The sequence below is a fragment of the Pseudonocardia sp. DxW genome, from assembly GCF_058448985.1.
Map to the genome: position 1 here is coordinate 229,174 of NZ_JBZFLK010000009.1, position 19,696 is coordinate 248,869.

Here is a 19,696-nt window from a genome sequence, read left to right on the forward strand (position 1 = left end):
GGCGCTCAGGGGATCCGGCGGACGGCGCCGGTGTCGGCGCTGGTCGCCATGTGCGCGTACGCCCGGAGCGCCTTGGACACGGTCCGCTGCCGGTCCACCGGCTGCCACGGCCGCTCGGACGCCTCCATCTTGGCCCGCCGGTCGGCGAGCACCTCCGGCTCGATCAGCAGCTCCAGCGAGCGGGCGCGCACGTCGAGCCGGACCCGGTCGCCGTTCTCCACCAGCCCGATCGTCCCGCCCGCCGCGGCCTCGGGGGAGATGTGCCCGACCGAGATGCCCGACGAGCCACCGGAGAACCGGCCGTCGGTGATCAGCGCGCACGCCTTGCCGAGCCCCGCGCCCTTGAGGAACGCGGTCGGGTGCAGCATCTCCTGCATGCCCGGCCCGCCCGAGGGGCCCTCGTAGCGGATCACCAGCACGTCACCGGGCTTGATGTCCTTGCGCAGGATCGCCGAGACCGCGTCCTCCTGGCTCTCCAGGACGACGGCCGGGCCCTCGAACTCCCAGATGTCCTCCGGGATCCCGGCGGTCTTGATCACTGCTCCGTCGACGGCCAGGTTGCCGCGCAGCACGGCCAGGCCGCCGTCGGCGGAGTAGGCGTGCTCCAGGTCCCGGATGCAGCCGCCCGCGGCATCGGTGTCCAGCGACGACCAGCGGTTCTCGGTCGAGAACGCCTGCGTGGTCCGGACCCCGCCGGGTGCCGCGTGGTACAGCTCGACCGCCGTCTCCGACGGGTTCGCCGACCGGATGTCCCACTCGGTGAGCCACTGCTCCAGGGTGGGGGAGTGCACGGTGTGCACACCGGTGTTGAGCAGCCCGGCCCGCCACAGCTCGCCCAGCAGGGCCGGGATGCCACCGGCCCGGTGGACGTCCTCCATGTGGTAGTCCGAGTTCGGCGCGACCTTGCTCAGGCAGGGCACCCGCCGCGAGACCGCGTCGATGGCGGCGAGATCGAAGTCGATCTCGCCCTCCTGGGCTGCGGCCAGGATGTGCAGGACGGTGTTCGTCGAACCGCCCATCGCGACGTCGAGCGCCATCGCGTTCTCGAACGCCTCGCGGGTGGCGATGCTGCGCGGCAGCGCCGAGGCGTCGTCGTCGCGGTACCAGCGGGTGGCGAGGTCCATCACGGTGCGCCCGGCGTTCAGGAACAGCTCGCGGCGGGCCGCGTGGGTGGCGAGGGTGGATCCGTTGCCGGGCAGCGACAGCCCGAGCGCCTCGGTCAGGCAGTTCATCGAGTTCGCGGTGAACATGCCCGAGCACGACCCGCAGGTCGGGCAGGCCGAGCGCTCGACCTCGGCCAGGCCCTCCTCGTCCACCTCGGACGACGCCGACGCGGCGATCGCGGTGATCAGGTCGGTGGGTGCCTGCGCGACCCCGCCGACGACGACCGCCTTGCCGGCCTCCATCGGCCCGCCGGAGACGAACACGGTCGGGATGTTGAGCCGCATCGCGGCGTTCAGCATGCCCGGGGTGATCTTGTCGCAGTTCGAGATGCAGACCAGCGCGTCGGCCGCGTGGCCGTTGACCATGTACTCGACCGCGTCGGCGATGATCTCGCGGCTGGGCAGCGAGTAGAGCATCCCGCCGTGGCCCATCGCGATGCCGTCGTCGACGGCAATGGTGTTGAACTCCTTGGAGACCCCGCCCGCCTCGGTGATCGCGCTCGCGACCAGGTCACCCATGTCCTTGAGGTGCACGTGGCCGGGCACGAACTGGGTGTAGGAGTTGGCGATCGCGACGATCGGCTTGCCGAAGTCGTCGTCGCCCATGCCGGTGGCGCGCCAGAGCGAGCGCGCTCCGGCGGCGTTGCGGCCGTGGGTGGTGACGCGGGAGCGCAGGGCGGGCATGTCGTGGATCTCCAGACGTGTTCTGGATGGTGCGGGCGGCCGGGCGGGCGCGCACGTCGCAGTGGTGTCGCGTGGTGGGGCGCACCGGCCCGGGGCGGCGCGCGCGGGCGGGCGGATCGACGCCCGGGGGTCCGTACGTGCCGTTCGTCCCCACGGTACGCCCACGGGCGGGCGCGCGGGCGGGCCGGGGAGCGTCCTCAGCGCGCGCGGAGGATCGTGAGGATCGCCTCGAGCTGGCGGTCGATCCCGTCGAGGCGTTGGCCGACCCCGTCGAAGCGTTGGTCCACGGCGTCGAAGCGTTGGTCCACGGCGTCGAAGCGCCGGTCCACGGAGCTGCTGAGCTCCTGCAGCCCGATTTCCACCGAACCGACCCGCCGGTCCACCGAGTCGACCTTGCCCTCGATCCGGGTACTGATCTCGTAGAGGGCGTCGATGTCGGCGCCCTGCCGCCGCACCCGGCGGTCGAGCTCGGAGCGGTCCATCCCGGGCGACGACATGGCGGCGAGGGTAGGGCACCGCCCGCGGCCGCGGGGCCGAACGGCGGATCCGGTCTCAGTCCTCGCCGACCGGGTCGGCGAACCGCCCGCCGGAGGCGACCGACAGCGCGGGCAGGTCCCGCACGTGCACCGCGGGCAGCACGAGCTCGTCGTCGCCGGAGAGCACCGCGCTCACCGACGACCGCTTCCCCAGGCGCAGGCCGCGCACCTCGTCCCAGGCGACCGTGCGCGACCCGGTGAGGGTCCGCACCGCCACCGTCGACGGGTCCACCGTGGTGCGGATCCGCAGCACCCACACCGTCACCGCGACCGGCACCAGCAGGAACAGCCAGAAGTACGGCACGCTGAAGTACAGCGGCAGGCCGCCGACGGCGGCGAACAGCGCCACCACGATGGTCAGCCGGGACGGTTTCAGCACCAGCCGGCGGGTGCCCTCCCGGACCTTGCGGCCCTCGTCGCGGACCCGGGGTGTGTAGGCGACGCCGACGTCCACATGCTGGACGGGCCCGGCGGCGGGGGTCGGCTCCCCGGCCGGGGCGGTCTCGGCGGCCTCGCGGTCGTCGGTGCTGCTCACGACTCCAGTGTGACACCGCCGGACGGACGCCCGCGGCCCCGCTCGGGTGGGGCCGTTTGACGACGCGCGTGGGACACGTGCTAGCGTCGGACCATGTTCGACGTTCGAATTATCGTACTTCCCGGGCGCGTCGCCGCCTGAGTTCGACTCCTTCGAACGGCACGACGACGCGCTCACCCTCGCAGGAGCCCGGATCTCCGGGCGGCGGGGGTTTTTTCATGTCCGGCATCTGATCGACAACGATCTCCAGCGAGGCAGACCCAGATGACCACCGCCCACTCCAGGTCCGGCGCGCCCGGCCCGAAACCCGGCCCGCCGCCGGGCCGGCCCACCGTGCCGCGCACCGATCCGGCCCCCCGCAGCCACGGCGCGGTGACCCCGGACACCACGGTGCCCGGCCCGCGGATCGTCGACGAGCCGATGAGCGGGGCCCAGTCCCTGGTGCGCTCGCTCGAGGAGATCGGCTGCGAGGTGGTCTTCGGGCTGCCGGGCGGCACCATCCTCCCGGCCTACGATCCGCTGCTCGACTCGACGAAGGTGCGGCACATCCTGGTCCGGCACGAGCAGGGCGCCGGGCACGCCGCCACCGGCTACGCCCAGGCCACCGGCAAGGTCGGGGTCTGCATGGCGACCTCGGGCCCGGGTGCGACGAACCTGGTCACGCCGATCGCGGACGCGCACATGGACTCGGTGCCGCTGGTCGCGATCACCGGTCAGCAGACCCGGCCGCTGATCGGCACCGACGCCTTCCAGGAGGCCGACATCACCGGCATCACCCTGCCGGTGACCAAGCACAACATGCTGGTGACCGACGCCGCGGAGATCCCGCGCGCGATCGCCGAGGCCTTCCACCTGGCGTCCACCGGCCGGCCCGGGCCGGTCCTGGTGGACATCCCGAAGGACGTGCTGCAGGAGCAGACCACGTTCTCCTGGCCCCCGGAGCTGCAGCTGCCCGGCTACCGGCCGACGACCCGGCCGCACGGCAAGCAGATCCGCGAGGCCGCCCGGCTGATCCGGGAGTCCCGCAAGCCGGTGCTCTACGTCGGCGGTGGCGTGCTCAAGGCGGAGGCGTCGGCGGAGCTGAAGGAGCTGGCGGAGCTGACCGGTGCGCCGGTCGTCACCACCCTGATGGCCCGCGGCGTCTTCCCGGACAGCCACCCGCAGCACCTGGGCATGCCGGGCATGCACGGCACCGTCGCCGCGGTCGCCTCGATGCAGCGGTCCGACCTGCTGGTCGCGCTCGGGTCCCGGTTCGACGACCGGGTCACCGGCAAGCTGGAGAGCTTCGCCCCGGACGCGAAGGTCGTGCACGCCGACATCGACCCGGCCGAGATCTCCAAGAACCGGCGGGCCGACGTGCCGATCGTCGGGGACTGCAAGGAGGTCCTGACCGAGCTGATCGAGGCGGTCCGGGCCGACCGCGCCCAGCACGGCGAGCCGGACCTGACCGCCTGGTGGCGGCAGGTCGGCGGGCTGCGCGACCGGTACCCGCTCGGCTGGACCGAGCCGGCCGACGGTGCGCTCTCGCCGGAGTTCGTGATCGAGCGGATCGGCGCCATCGCCGGCCCGGACGCGATCTACACCGCCGGCGTCGGCCAGCACCAGATGTGGGCCGCCCAGTTCGTCCGCTACGAGAAGCCGCGCACCTGGCTCAACTCGGGCGGGCTCGGCACCATGGGCTACGCGGTCCCGGCCGCGATGGGCGCCAAGGTCGGCGAGCCGGACACCGTCGTGTGGTGCATCGACGGCGACGGCTGCTTCCAGATGACCAACCAGGAGCTCGCCACCTGCGCCATCGAGGGCATCCCGATCAAGGTCGCCGTGATCAACAACGGCAACCTGGGCATGGTCCGCCAGTGGCAGAACCTGTTCTACGGCGAGCGCTACTCCAACACCGATCTCAACACGCACAAGCTGCGCATCCCGGACTTCCCGATGCTGGCCGAGGCGATGGGCTGCGTGGGGCTGCGGGTCGAGTCGAAGGAGGACGTCGACCGGGTCATCCACCAGGCGATGGAGATCGACGACCGGCCGGTCGTCGTCGAGTTCGTGGTCGGCGCCGACGCGCAGGTCTGGCCGATGGTCGCCGCGGGCACCAGCAACGACGAGATCAAGGTCGCCCGCGACATCCGGCCCGAGTTCGACAACGACGAGCTGGCCGCGTCGGTCGACGAGGTCGCGGATGTGACCGAGAAGGCCCTGTCCGAAGCGGAGAACGACCGATGAGCGAGCTGCACACCCTGTCGGTCCTCGTCGAGGACAAGCCCGGTGTCCTGGCCCGGGTCTCCGGCCTGTTCTCCCGCCGCGGCTTCAACATCAACTCGCTGGCGGTCGGCCCGACCGAGCACCCGGACATCTCCCGGATGACGATCGTGGTCGAGGTCGACGAGCTCCCGATGGAGCAGGTCACCAAGCAGCTGAACAAGCTCGTGCACGTCATCAAGATCGTCGAGCTGGAGCCGGACGCCTCGGTGCAGCGCGAGCTGCTGCTGGTCAAGGTCCGGGCCGACGCGACCGTGCGCAGCCAGGTGCTCGAGACCGTCCAGCTGTTCCGGGCGAAGGTCGTCGACGTGTCCCCGGAGGCCGTCACGGTCGAGGCCACCGGCACCGCCGACAAGCTCGGCGCCCTGCTCCGGATGCTGGAGCCCTACGGAATCCGCGAGATGGTCAAGTCCGGGATGGTCGCGGTGGGCCGCGGCCCCCGCTCCATCACCGCGGCCTCCGTCCGCTAGACAGACGTCACACACCCCTCCGAGAGGAACCGTCCCAGAGTCATGAGTGTCAACATCTACTACGACGCCGACGCCGACCTGTCGATCATCCAGGGCCGGAAGGTCGCCGTGATCGGCTACGGCTCCCAGGGACACGCCCACTCGCTGTCCCTGCGTGACTCCGGGGTCGAGGTGAAGATCGGTCTGCCGGAGAGCTCGAAGTCCCGGCAGAAGGCCGCCGACGAGGGCCTCGAGGTCGGCACCCCGGCCGAGGTGTCCGCCTGGGCCGACCTGATCATGGTGCTGGCGCCGGACACCAAGCAGCGCACCATCTACACCCAGGACATCGAGCCCAACCTGAACGACGGCGACGCGCTGTTCTTCGGGCACGGCTTCAACATCCGCTACGAGCTGATCAAGCCCCCGGCGAACGTGGACGTCGCGATGGTCGCCCCGAAGGGCCCCGGCCACCTGGTCCGCCGCCAGTTCGTCGACGGCAAGGGCGTCCCCGCCCTGATCGCCGTCGAGCAGGACCCGACCGGCAACGCCAAGGCGCTCGCGCTCTCCTACGCGGCCGGGATCGGCGGCGCCCGCGCGGGCGTCATCGAGACCACCTTCAAGGAGGAGACCGAGACCGACCTGTTCGGCGAGCAGGCCGTGCTCTGCGGCGGTGCCGCCGCCCTGGTGCAGACCGGGTTCGAGGTGCTCACCGAGGCCGGCTACGCCCCGGAGATCGCCTACTTCGAGTGCCTGCACGAGCTCAAGCTGATCGTCGACCTCATGTACGAGGGCGGCATCGCCAACGAGCGCTTCTCCATCTCCGACACCGCGGAGTACGGCGACCTCACCCGCGGCCCGCGGGTGATCACGCCCGAGGTGAAGAAGAACATGGAGGCGATCCTCAAGGAGGTCCAGGACGGGACCTTCGCGCGGGAGTGGGTGGCCGAGGACGAGAACGGCCGTCCGAACTTCACCAAGCTGCAGCAGCAGGGCCAGGAGCACCCGATCGAGCAGGTCGGCGAGAAGCTGCGCGGCCTGATGAGCTGGGTCGGCGAGAAGGCCAAGTGACGCCCGGCCCGGTGCACCGGGCCGGATGATCACCGCCGGGGGCGACCCGGCAGGATGAGGGCCCGCGGACCGCACGGTCCGCGCCCGCCTGGGGCCCGGGCGCACCCACTCGGGATCAGGCATGCGGAACCCCCGCCCGTCACCATCGGGCGGGGGTTCCGTGCATTCCGGGTCCCGGGTGTGGATCACCCCTACGACCCCGCTCACGTCGTTCCGCCGGGACGGCGGACCCGGCCTAGGATGGGCCGCGGCCAGGCACCGCACGACCCGACCCGGGGAGCACCGTCACACCGTGAGCACCGTCGCCACCCAGAACCGTCCCGTCGTCCTGCTCGCCGAGAAGCTCGCGCCCTCCGCGGTCGAGCTGCTGGGCGAGGACGTCGAGATCCGCCACGTCGACGGCACCGACCGGCCGGCGTTGCTGAAGGAGATCGCCGACGCCGACGCGCTGCTGGTCCGCTCCGCCACCCAGGTGGACGCCGAGGCGCTCGCCGCCTCGACGCGGCTGAAGGTCGTCGCCCGGGCCGGGGTCGGCCTCGACAACGTCGACGTCCCGGCGGCGACCGCGCGCGGCGTCCTCGTCGTGAACGCGCCGACCTCGAACATCGTCTCCGCCGCCGAGCACGCGGTCGCCCTGATGCTCGCCACCGCCCGGCACATCCCGGCCGCCGACGCCGCGCTGCGCAAGGGCCAGTGGAAGCGCTCGGCCTACGGCGGGGTGGAGCTCAACGGCAAGGTCGCGGGCATCGTCGGGCTCGGCAAGATCGGGCAGCTGGTCGCGCAGCGGCTGGCCGCGTTCGGCACCCGGCTGGTCGCCTACGACCCCTACATCGCGCCGTCCCGCGCCGCGCAGCTCGGCATCGAGCTGCTGGAGCTCGACGAGCTGCTGCGCACCGCCGATCTCATCTCGATCCACCTGCCGAAGACCCCGGAGACCCAGGGCCTGATCGGCAAGGACCAGCTCGCGATCACCAAGCCGGGCGTGATCGTCGTGAACGCCGCCCGCGGCGGCCTGGTCGACGAGGACGCGCTCGCCGAGGCGGTCCGCTCCGGGCACGTCGGTGGCGCCGGCGTCGACGTCTACGTCAGCGAGCCGGCCACCTCCAGCCCGCTGTTCGAGCTGGAGAACGTCGTCGCCACCCCGCACCTGGGCGCCTCGACCGCCGAGGCGCAGGACCGCGCCGGCACCGACGTCGCCCGCTCGGTGCAGCTCGCGCTGGCCGGCGAGTTCGTGCCGGACGCGGTGAACGTGCAGGTCCACGGCACCGTCGGCGAGGAGGTCCGGCCGTGGCTGCCGCTGGTGCAGAAGCTGGGCACCACGCTGCACGCCGTCGCCGGGCGGACGCCGACCTCGGTCACCGTCGACGTGGCGGGCGAGCTGGCCGGCGAGGACGTCTCGGTGCTCGCGCTGGCCGCGCTGCGCGGCGTGTTCACCCACGTCGTGGAGGACCAGGTCACCTTCGTCAACGTGCCGCAGCTGGCCGAGGCCCGCGGCGTCTCGGTCGAGGTCACCACCACCCCGGAGAGCGCGAACCACCGCTCCGTCGTGCAGCTGCGCGGCGCCATGCCCGACGGCGAGTCGATCACCGTCTCCGGCACCCTCACCGGGCGGGCCGAGGTGCAGAAGCTGGTCGAGATCAACGGGCGGCACTTCGACCTGCGCGCCGAGGGCGAGGTCGTGCTGCTGGAGTACGCCGACCGGCCGGGCGTGATGGGCCGGGTCGGCTCGCTGCTCGGGGAGGCCGCGGTGAACATCGAGGCGGCGCAGATCTCGCAGACCACCGAGGGCACCGACGCGGTCATGCTGCTGCGGGTGGACCGGCACATCGACCCGGCGGTGCTGGAGCCGATCGGTGCCTCGGTCGGGGCCCGCACCATCCGGCTCATCTCCTTCGACGGCTGAGCCGGCCCGCGGTGGTGCCCGCCGTACGGCGGTGCACACGCCGCTGCGGTGTGGGATCGTGTCGGCCCGCGCACGGGATGGGGGGATGCGCGATGTGGCTGGTGAGAACGATGCTGCTGTCCGCGACGGGGGTCGCGGTCGCACTGGTGCTGATGTTCCTGATCGCCTTCGTGACCGGCATCACGCTGACGGTGCCGGGGGTGGTCGCCGTCGAGTCGGTGATCACCGGGCCGCCGTCGGCGACGATGACCATCGGCCCCGGCCTCGCCCTGGTCGTCGCCGGGCTGGCCGTGCTGATCGAGGTCCCGGGCCGGCTGCGGGCGCGCCGGGCGCTCGCCGCCCGGCAGGCCACCCCGGAGCCGTGCGGGGCCGGGCGGTAGCGGGGCCCGGCCGGTCGTTCAGCCGCGCGGCGCCCAGCCCAGCGCCGGGCCCAGCTTCGTCGCCATGTCGGTGAGGATCTGCAGGTAGTCCTCCGGCGGGAAGCCGAACGGCAGCGCGAACACCACCTCGTCGACCTCCCGGAACCCGGCGTCCGCGTACAGCGCCGCGGCGATCTCGTCCGAGGTGCCGACCAGGTCCCTGGCGAACAGCATGCCCGCCGGGCCCTGCGGCCTCCCGACCCGGACGTCCCGGGCCCTGGCGTACTCGGTGTAGCGGGCCTGCTGCTTTGCCGTCGCCGAGTCGGTCGGCACCACCACCAGGCCCTGCGAGACGCGCCCGGCCGGGTTCGCCGCGCGGTAGGCGAGGATCTGCTGCCGCTGGATCGTCGCGAAGTCGGTCTCCCCGGACGCCGGGGCCCGCACGACGCTGCTGGTCAGCAGGTTCAGCCCCTGCTCACCGGCCCACACCGCGGAGCTGTCGCTGCCCGCGCCGTACCACATCCGGTCGATCAGGCCGGGGGAGTGCGGCTGCACCCGCTCGGAGAACGTCTCGATCCCGACCGTCCCGGAGAACGTGCTCGCCGGCTCGCCGCGGACCAGCCGCAGCAGCCGGGACACCCGCTCCCGACCGAAGTCCTCGACGTCGGCGGTGTCCGGGTACAGCGTGTCCCGCACGTGCTCCCACTGCATCGGCGGACCGACGCTGACACCGGGCTGCAGCCGGCCGCCGGAGAGCACGTCCACCGTCGCCAGGTCCTCGGCCAGCCGCAGCGGGTTCTCCCAGCCCAGCGGGATGACCGCGGTGCCGAGCTCGATCCGCGACGTCCGCTGGGTGGCCGCGGCGAGCACCGCGACCGGCGAGGAGATGCCGTGCTGCAGGTGCCGGTGCCGGACGAACGCGCTGTCGAACCCCAGCCGCTCGCCGAGCGCGATCACCTCGAGGGTGGCCTCGTGGCCGGGACCCGGGTCGTCGGCGTCGAAGGAACCGATCGTCAGGAAACCGAGCCGGCGCAGCGGCTCCGGGGATGTGGGCACACCGGTGCCAACGCGGTCAGATCCAGCCCTCTTCCCAGGCCCGCCGGGCGGCTTCGTGCCGGGTCCTGGCGTCGAGCGTGGTCATCGCCGCGGACAGGTAGTTGCGCACCGTGCCCTGCGCCAGGTGCAGCTCGGCGGCGATGTCGGCGACCGTGCCGCCGGACCGCGCGGCGCGCAGCACGTCCAGCTCGCGGGCGGTCAGCGGGCAGTCGGCCTCGGTCAGCGCCATCGCCGCGATGTCCGGGTCCACGAACCGGCGCCCGGCGTGCACCCGGCGGACCACGTCGGCGACCTGCTGGGCGGGCGTCGACTTGGGTAGGAACCCGGACGCGCCGGCGGCCAGCGCCCGGCGCAGCACGCCCGGCCTGGCGTGCCGGGTGACCACGATCGTCCGGGTCGGAGAGCCGGCGAGCCGCTCGCACACCTCCACCCCGTCGCGCACCGGCATCTCCAGGTCGAGCAGCGCGACGTCCGGTCGTTCCCGGGCCGCGGCGTCCACCGCGGTGCCGCCGTCGGGGCACTCGGCGACCACCCGGATGTCGTCCTCCAGGTCGAGCAGCGCGACCAGCGCGGTGCGGGTCAGCTCCTCGTCGTCGGCCACCAGCAGCCGGATCGGCATCCGTTCCGCTGCACTCACGCGTCCACCCCCGCCGTGTCGCCGGCCTGTTCACCGGTCCGGTCCCCCGGGCCGTCGGGTCCGTCCTCGGAGCCGCTGAGCAGCACCACCCGCAGCCGGAACCCGCCCGCGGCGTCCGGACCGGCCTCGACGTCCCCGCCCCGCTTGCCGATCCGGTCCCGCACCCCGGCCAGCCCGGTGCCGCCGTGCGGGTCGGCGGCGGCCGGCTCGTCCGGGACGCCGTCGTTGTACACGTCCAGCTCGGTGCGGTCACCGGCCCGCCGCACGGTGAACCGCACCCGGGACGGGTCGCTGTGCCGGAGCACGTTGGTCGCGGCCTCCCGGACCACCGGGCCGAGCAGCACCGCGTGCACCGCGGGGACCACGGACGCGTCGCCGACCACCTCGGCGTCGGCACCGGCGGCGCGCAGCAGACCGGCCGCGTTGCGCAGCTCGCCCGCGAGATCGGCGTCCCGGTAGCCGCGGACCAGCGCGCGGGTCTCGGCGAGCGCGTCCGCGGCCAGGGTGCGGACGGTGCGGGCGTGCCGCGCCGCCGCCTCCGGGTCGGCGCCGAAGAGCCGCTCGGTGAGCTCGGCGTGCATGGCGATCGCGTGCAGCGAGTGTCCCTGCACGTCGTGCAGCTCGGCCGCGATCCGGACCCGCTCCCGGGTGGTCGCCAGCTCCTCGGCCAGCCGCCGCGCCTCCTCCAGCCGGTCGAACACCCGGAGCATCCAGATCTGGCCGAGATCGGTCGCCGCCGGGAACGCGAGGAAGAACAGGGCGACCAGCGGGCGCAGCCACGGCGTCGCGTACTGCGGCAGGCCGGCCGCCGTCGCCGCGGCGGCCGCCGCGACGACCAGCAGCCCGGCGGCGACCAGGTCGGCGCGCCGCCAGCCGCGCACCGCCAGCAGCACCGACAGCGCCACCCCGGGCACCAGCAGCCACAGCGCGGCGGCCCGCGGCGCCTGGTGGGCCACCACCAGCAGGCCGGCGGTCCCGGCCAGCAGCGCGGCACCGGCGATCCCCTGGCGCAGCACGGTGGGCGGCGCGCCGTCCGGCCGGACGAGCGTCAGGTGGGCGCCCGCCACCCCGGCGAGCACCAGCACCAGCAGCAGCGACGGCGGGCTGGTCAGCGGGTGCGGCCAGACGCCGTCGGCCAGCACGAGCGCCGCCATGCCGGTGAACAGCAGCGCCGTCACGACGAGGCCGGAACGCAGGTAGACGCGCACCGCCCGGATCCCGCCGGCGGTCGGGCCCGCGCCGCGCCCGTCCGACCGCCTGACAGATGTCATCCCACGCCCTCGCCGAAGTCATCCCCGCCCGTGCGGTTCCGACCCTACTGACCGGACCGCCCGGTGGAGATGCTCGACGGGCGCACCGCCGGACCGGGGGAGGACCCGATGCAGCTGCTGATCGACATCGCGCCCGCCGGGGTGTCCCGGTGAGGGGGCGGGACACCCCGGGCGGCCCGGCGATCGAGGTGCGCGGCCTCGGTTTCCGGTACGGCGGCACGATCGCGGTCGACGGCGTCGACCTGGTCGTGCAGCCCGGCGAGGTCTTCGGGCTGCTGGGCACCAACGGCGCGGGCAAGACGACGACGCTGGAGCTGGTCCAGGGGTTCCGCGCGCCGCACGCCGGCACCGTCCGGCTGTTCGGGCTCGATCCGGTCACCGCGGGGCGCGCCGTCCGCCGCCGGACCGGCGCGGTACTGCAGCAGGCCGGGTTCCTGGCCGAGCTGACCGTCGCCGAGACGATCCGGATGACGGCCGCGCTCTCCAGCCGCACCGACGACGTCGATGGCTGCATCGACCGGGTCGATCTCGCGCACCGGCGGGACGTGCCGGTCGGGCGGCTCTCCGGCGGGGAGCGGCGCCGGCTCGACATCGCCACCGCCACCTGGGGCGGGCCCGAACTGGTGATCATGGACGAGCCCACCACCGGTCTGGACCCGGAGTCGCGCCGGGTGCTCTGGGCGATGGTCCGGCGGCTGCGGGCCGATGGCGCCGCGATCGTCCTGACCACGCACCACCTGGAGGAGGCGGAGGCGCTCGCCGACCGGCTGGCGATCATGCACGCCGGCCGGGTCGCGGTCGCCGGGACCCTGGCCGAGGTGCTGGCCAGCCGGCCCGCCGCCGTCACCGCGGAGCTGGACTCCGGGATCGGCCCGCCGCGGATGCCGGGGCTGAGCAGCGCGTCGGCCGGGCACGGCCGCACCGCGCTGCGGCTGGAGTCGGCCGACCTGACCCGCGCGACGCACGCGCTGACCGGCTGGGCGCTGGACGCCGGCGTCGTGCTGCATCGGCTGCGGGTCACCGGGGCCGGGCTGGACGAGGTGTTCCACGCCGTCAGCAGGGGGACCGACCCGGCGGACCCGGCGGGGCGGCCCCGGTGAGCGCGCCGGCCGGGCGGCGCGGCGGCCGGTGGTGGCGGCTGGCGCCGGTGGAGACGCGGATGCTGCTGCGCCGCCGCACCGTGGCGCTGAGCCTGCTCGCCGGGCCGCTGATGATGGTGTTCTTCGCGGTCGTGGTGGCGCCGGAGGACCCGGCGGGCTGGGGGATGCTGGCCGGCATCGCCGGGCTGGTCGGGATGCTGCTGTCGGTCTACGCGACCAGCGCGACGGTGTTCACGCTGCGCCGCGAGTCGGGCGCGCTGGCCCGGCTGCGGACGACCGAGCTGTCCGGGCCGGGGATCGTCGCGGCGACCGGGACACCGCTGTTCGCGGTCGGGGTGCTGCAGACGCTGCTGGTGCTCGCGGTGTTCACCGCGCTCGGCGCCCCGCCGCCGGCACAACCGCTGCTGCTGGTCGTCCCGATCGTGCTCGGCGCCGCGTTCTGCGTCGTCGCCGGGGCGCTGACCAGCACGTTCAGCGCGGGCGCGGAGAGTGTCCAGTTCACCGTGCTGCCGCTGGTGATCGCCACCTCGGTCGCCGCGAACCTGCTGGCCACCGGGATCGACGGGCCGCTGCGCGGGATCCTTCTGCTGGTTCCCGGCACCCCGGTCGCCGACCTGGTCGTGACCGCGTGGACCGGGGTCCCCGGAGCCGACGTCGGCGGCCTCGCCCCGGTCGTCCTCGGTCCGCTGCTGCTGCTGGCCTGGTGCGCGGTCGCGGTGCTCGGCGCCGCCGCCCGGTGGCGGTGGACGCCGCGCGGGTGACCGGGTCGCGGGTCACCCGGACGGGCGGTCCCGCGCGGTCCGGGCCCGGGCCGCGGACGTCCTGTGATGGGGTGCACGAACCACCGGAGGTGGCCGTGTGCCGCCCCGTGTGGTTCCTGCCGACCGCGAACGGCGCACGGTTCACTCTCCGGGGCACCCTCCTCCGGGTGGCCAGGCGATGACCCTGCGTCGGCAGGCGGTAGCGTGCGGCCAGCAGTACGACGAGAGGACGAGGTCATGCGCCTTGCGGTCATCCCCGGTGACGGCATCGGCCCGGAAGTGATCAACGAGGCACTCAAGGTCCTCGGCGAGGTCGCCCGCGACGTGGAGACGGTCGAGTACGACCTCGGTGCGGCGCGCTGGCACTCCACCGGCGAGCTGCTCCCGGAGACCGTGCTGACCGAGATCAAGCAGCACGACGCGATCCTGCTGGGTGCGGTCGGTGACCCGTCGGTGCCGAGCGGCATCCTGGAGCGCGGGCTGCTGCTGCGCCTGCGTTTCGAGCTGGACCACCACGTGAACCTCCGCCCGGCCCGGCTCTACCCGGGTGTGCGCGGGCCGCTGTCGGGCAACGCCGAGATCGACATGGTGGTCGTCCGCGAGGGCACCGAGGGCCCGTACGTGGGCACCGGCGGGCTACTCCGCAAGGACACCCCGCACGAGATCGCGACCGAGGTCAGCCAGAACACCGCGTTCGGCATCGAGCGGGTCGTGCGGGACGCTTTCGCGCGCGCCCAGCGCCGCCCGCGCAAGCACCTGACCCTGGTGCACAAGACCAACGTGCTCACCTACGCGGGCGCCCTGTGGTCGCGGATCGTGGAGGAGGTGTCGCTGGAGTACCCGGAGGTCTCGGTCGCCTACCAGCACATCGACTCGACCACGATCCACATGGTCACCGATCCCGGCCGCTACGACGTGATCGTCACCGACAACCTGTTCGGCGACATCCTCACCGACCTCGCGGCCGCCGTCACCGGCGGCATCGGGCTGGCGGCCAGCGGCAACCTCGACGCCAGCCGCACCAACCCGTCGATGTTCGAGCCGGTGCACGGCTCGGCGCCGGACATCGCCGGGCAGGGCATCGCCGACCCGACGGCCGCGGTGCTGTCCGTGGCGCTGCTGCTCGACCACCTGGGCCACGGCGACTCGGCCCGCCGGATCGAGGCGGCGGTCGCGTTCGACCTCGCCACCCGGGACCACTCGGCGACCGGCAACACCTCGTCGATCGGCGACCGGCTCGCCGCGCTGGTGTCCAGCCGCGAGGTCACCACACCCTGATCCGCGGGACGGCCGCCGGGAACCCCGGCGGCCGTCCGTCGGTCACACCTCGTCGGCGGGCCCGGTCAGCAGGCTGACCCCGGCACCGGCGAAGTTCTCCAGGTCGGCGACGGCGGCCTGACCCTCCTCGCTGCCCATCCCGGCCTGGAACGCGGCCGCGTCGGCGAACTCCAGGATCGCGACCAGGTGGTAGTCGGGCTTCGCCCCGTCCGGACCGGGCGCCGGGCGGGAGACCACGTAGCGCTGCAGCCCGGGCAGCTTCTTCGCCAGCGGCGCGTGCACCCCGTCGTAGTGCCGGTCGAACGCGGCCGGGTCCTCGGGGTGGTTGTAGAGGGCGGTCAACTGGAACACGTGTCGGTTCCTTCCGGTGTCGGTACGGCGGCGCCTCGCTGCGCGCGCCACCGTCGACACTGCTGCATCGGCCGCCTTCGCACCACCTCCGGACGGACCGGTCCGGCGACGCTGTCGGGTGGGGGTGGAGCCGGGCCGGAGACGGTGGGAGCCGCCGCGGGCGGCCGGACTACCCTGGGCCCACCATGAGTACTCCAGCCCAGGTCCGGGTGCGGTTCTCGCCGTCCCCGACCGGTATCCCGCACGTCGGTCTCATCCGCACCGCCCTGTTCAACTGGGCGCACGCCCGCCACCACGGCGGCACCCTGGTGTTCCGGATCGAGGACACCGACGCCAGCCGGGACTCCGCCGAGTCCTACCAGGCCCTGCTCGACGCGCTGAACTGGCTCGGCCTCGACTGGGACGAGGGGGTCGAGAAGGGCGGCCCGCACGGCCCGTACCGGCAGAGCGAGCGCGGCGAGATCTACGCCGACGCGCTGCGCAGGCTGATCGAGGGCGGCGAGGTCTACGAGTCGTTCTCCTCCGGCGAGGAGATCGAGGCCCGGCACCGGGCCGCCGGGCGGGACCCGAAGCTGGGCTACGACAACGCCGACCGGGACCTCACCGACGAGCAGAAGGCCGCCTTCCGCGCCGAGGGCCGGTCCCCGGTCTACCGGCTGCGGATGCCCGACTCCGACATCACCTTCACCGACCTGGTCCGCGGCGAGATCACCTTCCGGGCCGGCCAGGTACCCGACTTCGTGCTGGCCCGCGGCGACGGCACGCCGCTGTACCCGCTGACCAACCCGGTCGACGACGCGCTGATGGAGATCACCCACGTGCTGCGCGGCGAGGACCTGCTCGCCTCGACGCCGCGCCAGATCGCGCTGCTGCAGGCGCTGCAGCGGGTCGGGATCGGCAACGGGCCCTTCGTCTACGCGCACCTGCCGCTGGTCACCGGCGAGGGCAACCGCAAGCTGTCCAAGCGCGATCCGGAGTCCAACCTGTTTCACCATCGGGACCGCGGTTTCGTCCCGGAGGGGCTGCTCAACTACCTGGCCCTGCTCGGCTGGTCGATCGCCGACGACCGGGACGTGTTCGGCCTGGACGAGATGGTCGCCGCCTTCGACGTCTCCCGGGTGTCCGGCAACGCCGCCCGGTTCGACGTGAAGAAGGCCGAGGCGATCAACGCGGCGCACCTGCGGCTGCTCGCCCCGGACGACTTCGCCGCGCGGGTGGTGCCCTACCTCGCGGCCGAGGGGATCGAGCTCACCGCGGACCAGCGGGACCTGCTGGCCGCCGCCGCGCCGCTGGTGCAGGAGCGCAGCCAGGTGCTGTCCGACGCGGCCCGGATGCTCGCCTTCCTGTTCCGGGACGAGGAGAGCTTCACCCCCGACGCGGACGCGGCCGGGAAGAACCTGAACGCCGACGCCGAGCCGGTGCTCGACGCCGCCGTGGCCGGCCTGACCGAGCTCCCCGAGTGGACCGCGCATGCCATCGAGGAGTCGCTCAAGAGCTCGCTGGTGGACGGCCTGGGCCTCAAGCCGCGGAAGGCGTTCGCCCCGGTGCGGGTCGCCATCAGCGGCCGGACGGTGTCGCCGCCGCTCTACGAGAGCATGGAGCTGCTGGGCCGCGAGCGGTCGCTGGCCCGCCTGGGGGCCGGTGTCCGGCACTCCCGGGGCATGGGTTAGAGTACGTGCAGCACGGAGATCGGGGCCCGGTCGAAATGGGGCCCCGATTTTCGATGGGGTATGGTGTAATTGGCAGCACGACTGATTCTGGTTCAGTTAGTCTAGGTTCGAGTCCTGGTACCCCAGCGGAAATCGCCCCCTGGTTCATCCAGTTCCAGGTTCGGATTTCTGACATCGGCATCATCTCGTCTCGGCCCCGTCGTCTAGCGGCCCAGGACGCCGCCCTCTCAAGGCGGTAGCGCGGGTTCAAATCCCGTCGGGGCTACCACGCGAGATGCCTGTCGCGTCCGGTTCACGGTTCGTCCGTGGTCCGGTTCAGAGATGAATACCGATGTTCCTGGTCCCGTCGTCTAGCGGCCTAGGACGCCGCCCTCTCAAGGCGGTAGCGCGGGTTCAAATCCCGTCGGGACTACCACGGCGAAAGGCCCCTGCTCCATGCGGAGCGGGGGCCTTTCGTTCGTGCCGGGGGGTGCGAGCGGCCGCGCAATCGCCGGCCGGGCGGGACCGCTGTCCGGCTGTGAACCGTGCCGGTCGCTCGTGCCGGTCGGCGGTCCGTGCCGACCGGTGCCGTGGCCGCGGCGTGGTGGGCGGGCGGCCGGGACGGTCCGTCCGTGGGCGTGTGCGGCGCGGCGTGGGGCTCGCCTGCCTTCGGGTCCTCCGGTGGTGCGAGCGCGTGACCGGCGCGATGCCGGGCCCGAGCGGTGCCCCGCGCCGCGCGCGAACCGCCGGTCGCGCGCGGCGGTGCGGGATCGGTCGGTCATCCCCCGCCGGCTACTCGGGCGGTGGCTCCACCGGCGGGCTGACACTCGTGGTCGACGGCGGAGGATCATCCGTCGTCGGCGGGTCGACCGGGTCGGTGGTCGGCGGCGGGTCGTCCGGGGTGGTCACCGGGGGCGGCGGGGGCGGCGGCGCCTCCTCCGAGGTCGTCCGCACGGTGGTCCGCTCCCGGGTCGGCTCCGGGTCCTGCCGCTGCGGCGGCGGGGGCGCCTCCTCGCTGGTCGGCGGCGGCGCCTCGCTGGTCGTCGGCAGCGCGGGCAGCTCGGGCGTGGCATTGCTCACCGAGCGGTCCTGCGGCCAGAAGAACACCGCGCCCAGCACGGCGAGCGCGGCCACGACCCCGCCCGCCCCGATGAGCACCGCCGGGGAGCGCCGCGCCATCGCCGACGGCGGCGGCGAGACGGTGGTGCCGTCGTCGTAGCCGTAGCTCGCGGTGGCCGGATCGTCGCCGGGGTACCCGCCGTAGGGCGGCGGCACGACCGGGATCCGGTCGGTCGGCGGATCGGCGTTCGCGCCGTCGAGGTAGGCGGTCTGCCCGGCGGGTAGCTGGGTGGTCGGCGGCGGGCCGGCCGGGATCCGGCCGGTGACCGGGTCCGGGCCCTCCCAGGGCAGCGGGCCGGGATCGTCGGCCAGCGCGGCACCACCGGCAGCACCCGCAGCGGCACCGGCGGCGAGGTCGGCCCCCGGCGGGGTCGCGGTGGCCGGATCGACCGGGCCGAGCGCGAGCACCGCGCCCTTCGCGATCGCGTTCTTCGGGTCGGCGTCGACCTGCACCGGCCGCCCGAGCTCGGACGAGACCAGTTGTGCGACCAGCGGCACCCGGGACGAGCCACCGACCAGCAGCACTACCGACGGACCGGACGCGGCCAGCCCGGCGGACTCGATCGCCCGCTGCAGCGCCTCCACCGACTCGTCGAGCCGGGGCCGGATGCGCTCCTCGAAGTCGCTGCGGTGCAGCCGCACCGTCGTCCGGATCTCGCCCAGCCAGACCGGGATCGAGACCTCGGTGTCGGCGGACAGCGCCTCCTTGGCCTCGCGGCAGTCGCGGCGCAGCCGGGCCATCTGCGACCAGCTGTCCGGATCGGCCTCGTCGAGCGCCTCGAACGCCTGCGGCACGGCCTCCCGGACGTGGTCGACGACGGCCTGGTCGAAGTCCGCGCCACCCAGCTGCTCGACGCCCTCCGGCCGGCCGAGCAGCGTGAACAGCGTCCCGCCGATGACGGTGCCGCCCGTATCGGTGGTCCCGGCCGCCTCCTTGCGGACGACGGCGGCGTCGAACGTCCCCCCGCCCAGGTCGTAGACGGCGACGGTGGCGCCGCCCTCGACCCGCTCGTTGGCGGCGTAGTGCAGGGCGGCCGACTGCGGCTCGGTGAGGAAGGTGACGGCCAGTCCGCGCTCGGCGAGCGCGCCGGCGAACAGCTCCCGCTTGTGCCCGCCCCAGGACGCCGGGTGGGACACCGCGATCCGGTCCGGCGGACCGCCCTCGATCCGGGACACGATGTCGACGACGTGCCCGGCCAGCAGCGCGGACAGCTGATCGGGGGTGAAGGCGTGCTCGCCCAGCGGGATCGGGGTGGGGTCGCCGATGCGGCGCTTGAACTCGCGCGCGACCCGGTCGGGCTCGGTCAGCGCGCGGCGCTCGGCGGCGTCGCCGAACAGCAGCGCACCGTCCGGCGCGCAGTGGACCACGGACGGGATGTCGACCGAGTGGTCACCGAGAGTGACCATCTCCGGGCCGGGGCTACCGGAGCGGATGACCGCGGCCGCCGTCCTGGTCGTGCCCACGTCGACACCCAGGAGGTAGCCCGCCGATTTGCTGGTAAGCACAGTCTCCCC

At 73.7% G+C, this 19,696-nt stretch carries 17 protein-coding genes and 3 tRNA genes; 12 read left to right on the forward strand and 8 right to left on the reverse strand.

What is annotated here, in order from left to right:
• Positions 1-5: 5 nt before the first annotated feature.
• From ilvD to ACVJO7_RS16535, 3 genes are all read right to left on the reverse strand, one after another.
• Positions 6-1,847: a dihydroxy-acid dehydratase gene (gene ilvD / locus ACVJO7_RS16525; protein WP_491673594.1), complete on the reverse strand. Its 1,842-nt coding sequence runs from the start codon at positions 1,845-1,847 to the stop codon at positions 6-8.
• A 197-nt stretch (positions 1,848-2,044) separates the two neighbouring features.
• A complete protein-coding gene (locus tag ACVJO7_RS16530; RefSeq protein WP_491673595.1) occupies positions 2,045-2,329 on the reverse strand; it encodes a hypothetical protein in 285 nt (94 codons plus the stop codon).
• Between the two features lie 70 nt (positions 2,330-2,399).
• Positions 2,400-2,918, reverse strand: a complete 519-nt coding sequence (locus tag ACVJO7_RS16535) for a PH domain-containing protein (protein ID WP_491673596.1) — start codon at positions 2,916-2,918, stop codon at positions 2,400-2,402.
• 264 nt (positions 2,919-3,182) lie between these two features.
• On the opposite strand from ACVJO7_RS16535, the gene ACVJO7_RS16540 reads away from it, so the two are divergent.
• The 5 genes from ACVJO7_RS16540 (at position 3,183) to ACVJO7_RS16560 (ending at position 8,980) form a co-directional block, all read left to right on the forward strand.
• Positions 3,183-5,144: an acetolactate synthase large subunit gene (locus ACVJO7_RS16540; protein WP_491673597.1), complete on the forward strand. Its 1,962-nt coding sequence runs from the start codon at positions 3,183-3,185 to the stop codon at positions 5,142-5,144.
• Positions 5,141-5,650, forward strand: coding sequence for an acetolactate synthase small subunit (ilvN, locus tag ACVJO7_RS16545; protein WP_344027366.1), 510 nt, complete (start codon positions 5,141-5,143; stop codon positions 5,648-5,650). Before ACVJO7_RS16540 ends, ilvN begins: the two co-directional genes overlap by 4 nt.
• Before the next feature lie 42 nt (positions 5,651-5,692).
• Positions 5,693-6,697, forward strand: coding sequence for a ketol-acid reductoisomerase (gene ilvC / locus ACVJO7_RS16550; RefSeq protein ID WP_344027368.1), 1,005 nt, complete (start codon positions 5,693-5,695; stop codon positions 6,695-6,697).
• Between the two features lie 292 nt (positions 6,698-6,989).
• On the forward strand, positions 6,990-8,600 hold the full coding sequence (serA, locus tag ACVJO7_RS16555; protein WP_491673598.1) for a phosphoglycerate dehydrogenase: 1,611 nt from the start codon (positions 6,990-6,992) through the stop codon (positions 8,598-8,600).
• Positions 8,601-8,692: 92 nt separating this feature from the next.
• Complete coding sequence (locus tag ACVJO7_RS16560; protein WP_491673599.1) at positions 8,693-8,980, forward strand: hypothetical protein; 288 nt, start codon at positions 8,693-8,695, stop codon at positions 8,978-8,980.
• 18 nt (positions 8,981-8,998) lie between these two features.
• Here the strand turns inward: ACVJO7_RS16560 and ACVJO7_RS16565 are convergent, their stop codons facing one another.
• The 3 genes from ACVJO7_RS16565 to ACVJO7_RS16575 are packed head-to-tail and all read right to left on the reverse strand — an operon-like array spanning position 8,999 to position 11,923.
• The gene (locus ACVJO7_RS16565) at positions 8,999-10,015 is read right to left on the reverse strand and encodes an LLM class flavin-dependent oxidoreductase (RefSeq protein WP_491673600.1); all 1,017 of its coding nucleotides are present in this window, start codon (positions 10,013-10,015) and stop codon (positions 8,999-9,001) included.
• A 16-nt stretch (positions 10,016-10,031) separates the two neighbouring features.
• On the reverse strand, positions 10,032-10,634 hold the full coding sequence (locus tag ACVJO7_RS16570; protein ID WP_491673631.1) for a response regulator transcription factor: 603 nt from the start codon (positions 10,632-10,634) through the stop codon (positions 10,032-10,034).
• Between the two features lie 14 nt (positions 10,635-10,648).
• Positions 10,649-11,923: a sensor histidine kinase gene (locus ACVJO7_RS16575; RefSeq protein ID WP_491673601.1), complete on the reverse strand. Its 1,275-nt coding sequence runs from the start codon at positions 11,921-11,923 to the stop codon at positions 10,649-10,651.
• A 149-nt stretch (positions 11,924-12,072) separates the two neighbouring features.
• Here ACVJO7_RS16575 and ACVJO7_RS16580 point away from each other — a divergent pair, with 149 nt between their 5' ends.
• The 3 genes from ACVJO7_RS16580 to ACVJO7_RS16590 all read left to right on the forward strand — a co-directional run bounded on the left by ACVJO7_RS16580 (position 12,073) and on the right by ACVJO7_RS16590 (position 15,062).
• Positions 12,073-13,023 carry an ABC transporter ATP-binding protein gene (locus ACVJO7_RS16580; protein ID WP_491673602.1) on the forward strand — a complete coding sequence of 317 codons (951 nt, stop codon included), beginning with the start codon at positions 12,073-12,075 and terminating at the stop codon, positions 13,021-13,023.
• The gene (locus tag ACVJO7_RS16585; RefSeq protein WP_491673603.1) at positions 13,020-13,784 is read left to right on the forward strand and encodes an ABC transporter permease; all 765 of its coding nucleotides are present in this window, start codon (positions 13,020-13,022) and stop codon (positions 13,782-13,784) included. The genes ACVJO7_RS16580 and ACVJO7_RS16585 overlap by 4 nt, the downstream gene beginning before the upstream one ends.
• Before the next feature lie 237 nt (positions 13,785-14,021).
• On the forward strand, positions 14,022-15,062 hold the full coding sequence (locus ACVJO7_RS16590) for a 3-isopropylmalate dehydrogenase (protein ID WP_344027378.1): 1,041 nt from the start codon (positions 14,022-14,024) through the stop codon (positions 15,060-15,062).
• A gap of 42 nt (positions 15,063-15,104) precedes the next feature.
• Here ACVJO7_RS16590 and ACVJO7_RS16595 read toward each other — a convergent pair whose 3' ends face one another.
• Entirely contained in the window at positions 15,105-15,413 is a 309-nt protein-coding gene (locus tag ACVJO7_RS16595; protein ID WP_344027380.1) for an EthD family reductase, read from the reverse strand.
• A 185-nt stretch (positions 15,414-15,598) separates the two neighbouring features.
• Here ACVJO7_RS16595 and gltX point away from each other — a divergent pair, with 185 nt between their 5' ends.
• From gltX to ACVJO7_RS16615, 4 genes are all read left to right on the forward strand, one after another.
• On the forward strand, positions 15,599-17,083 hold the full coding sequence (gltX, locus tag ACVJO7_RS16600; protein ID WP_491673604.1) for a glutamate--tRNA ligase: 1,485 nt from the start codon (positions 15,599-15,601) through the stop codon (positions 17,081-17,083).
• Between the two features lie 54 nt (positions 17,084-17,137).
• Positions 17,138-17,209 (forward strand) — tRNA-Gln (locus tag ACVJO7_RS16605).
• Between the two features lie 66 nt (positions 17,210-17,275).
• Positions 17,276-17,351, forward strand: a tRNA-Glu gene (locus ACVJO7_RS16610).
• 71 nt (positions 17,352-17,422) lie between these two features.
• A tRNA-Glu gene (locus tag ACVJO7_RS16615) sits at positions 17,423-17,498 on the forward strand.
• Between the two features lie 356 nt (positions 17,499-17,854).
• Here the strand turns inward: ACVJO7_RS16615 and ACVJO7_RS16620 are convergent.
• Entirely contained in the window at positions 17,855-19,645 is a 1,791-nt protein-coding gene (locus tag ACVJO7_RS16620; protein ID WP_491673605.1) for an Hsp70 family protein, read from the reverse strand.
• Positions 19,646-19,696 lie beyond the last annotated feature (51 nt).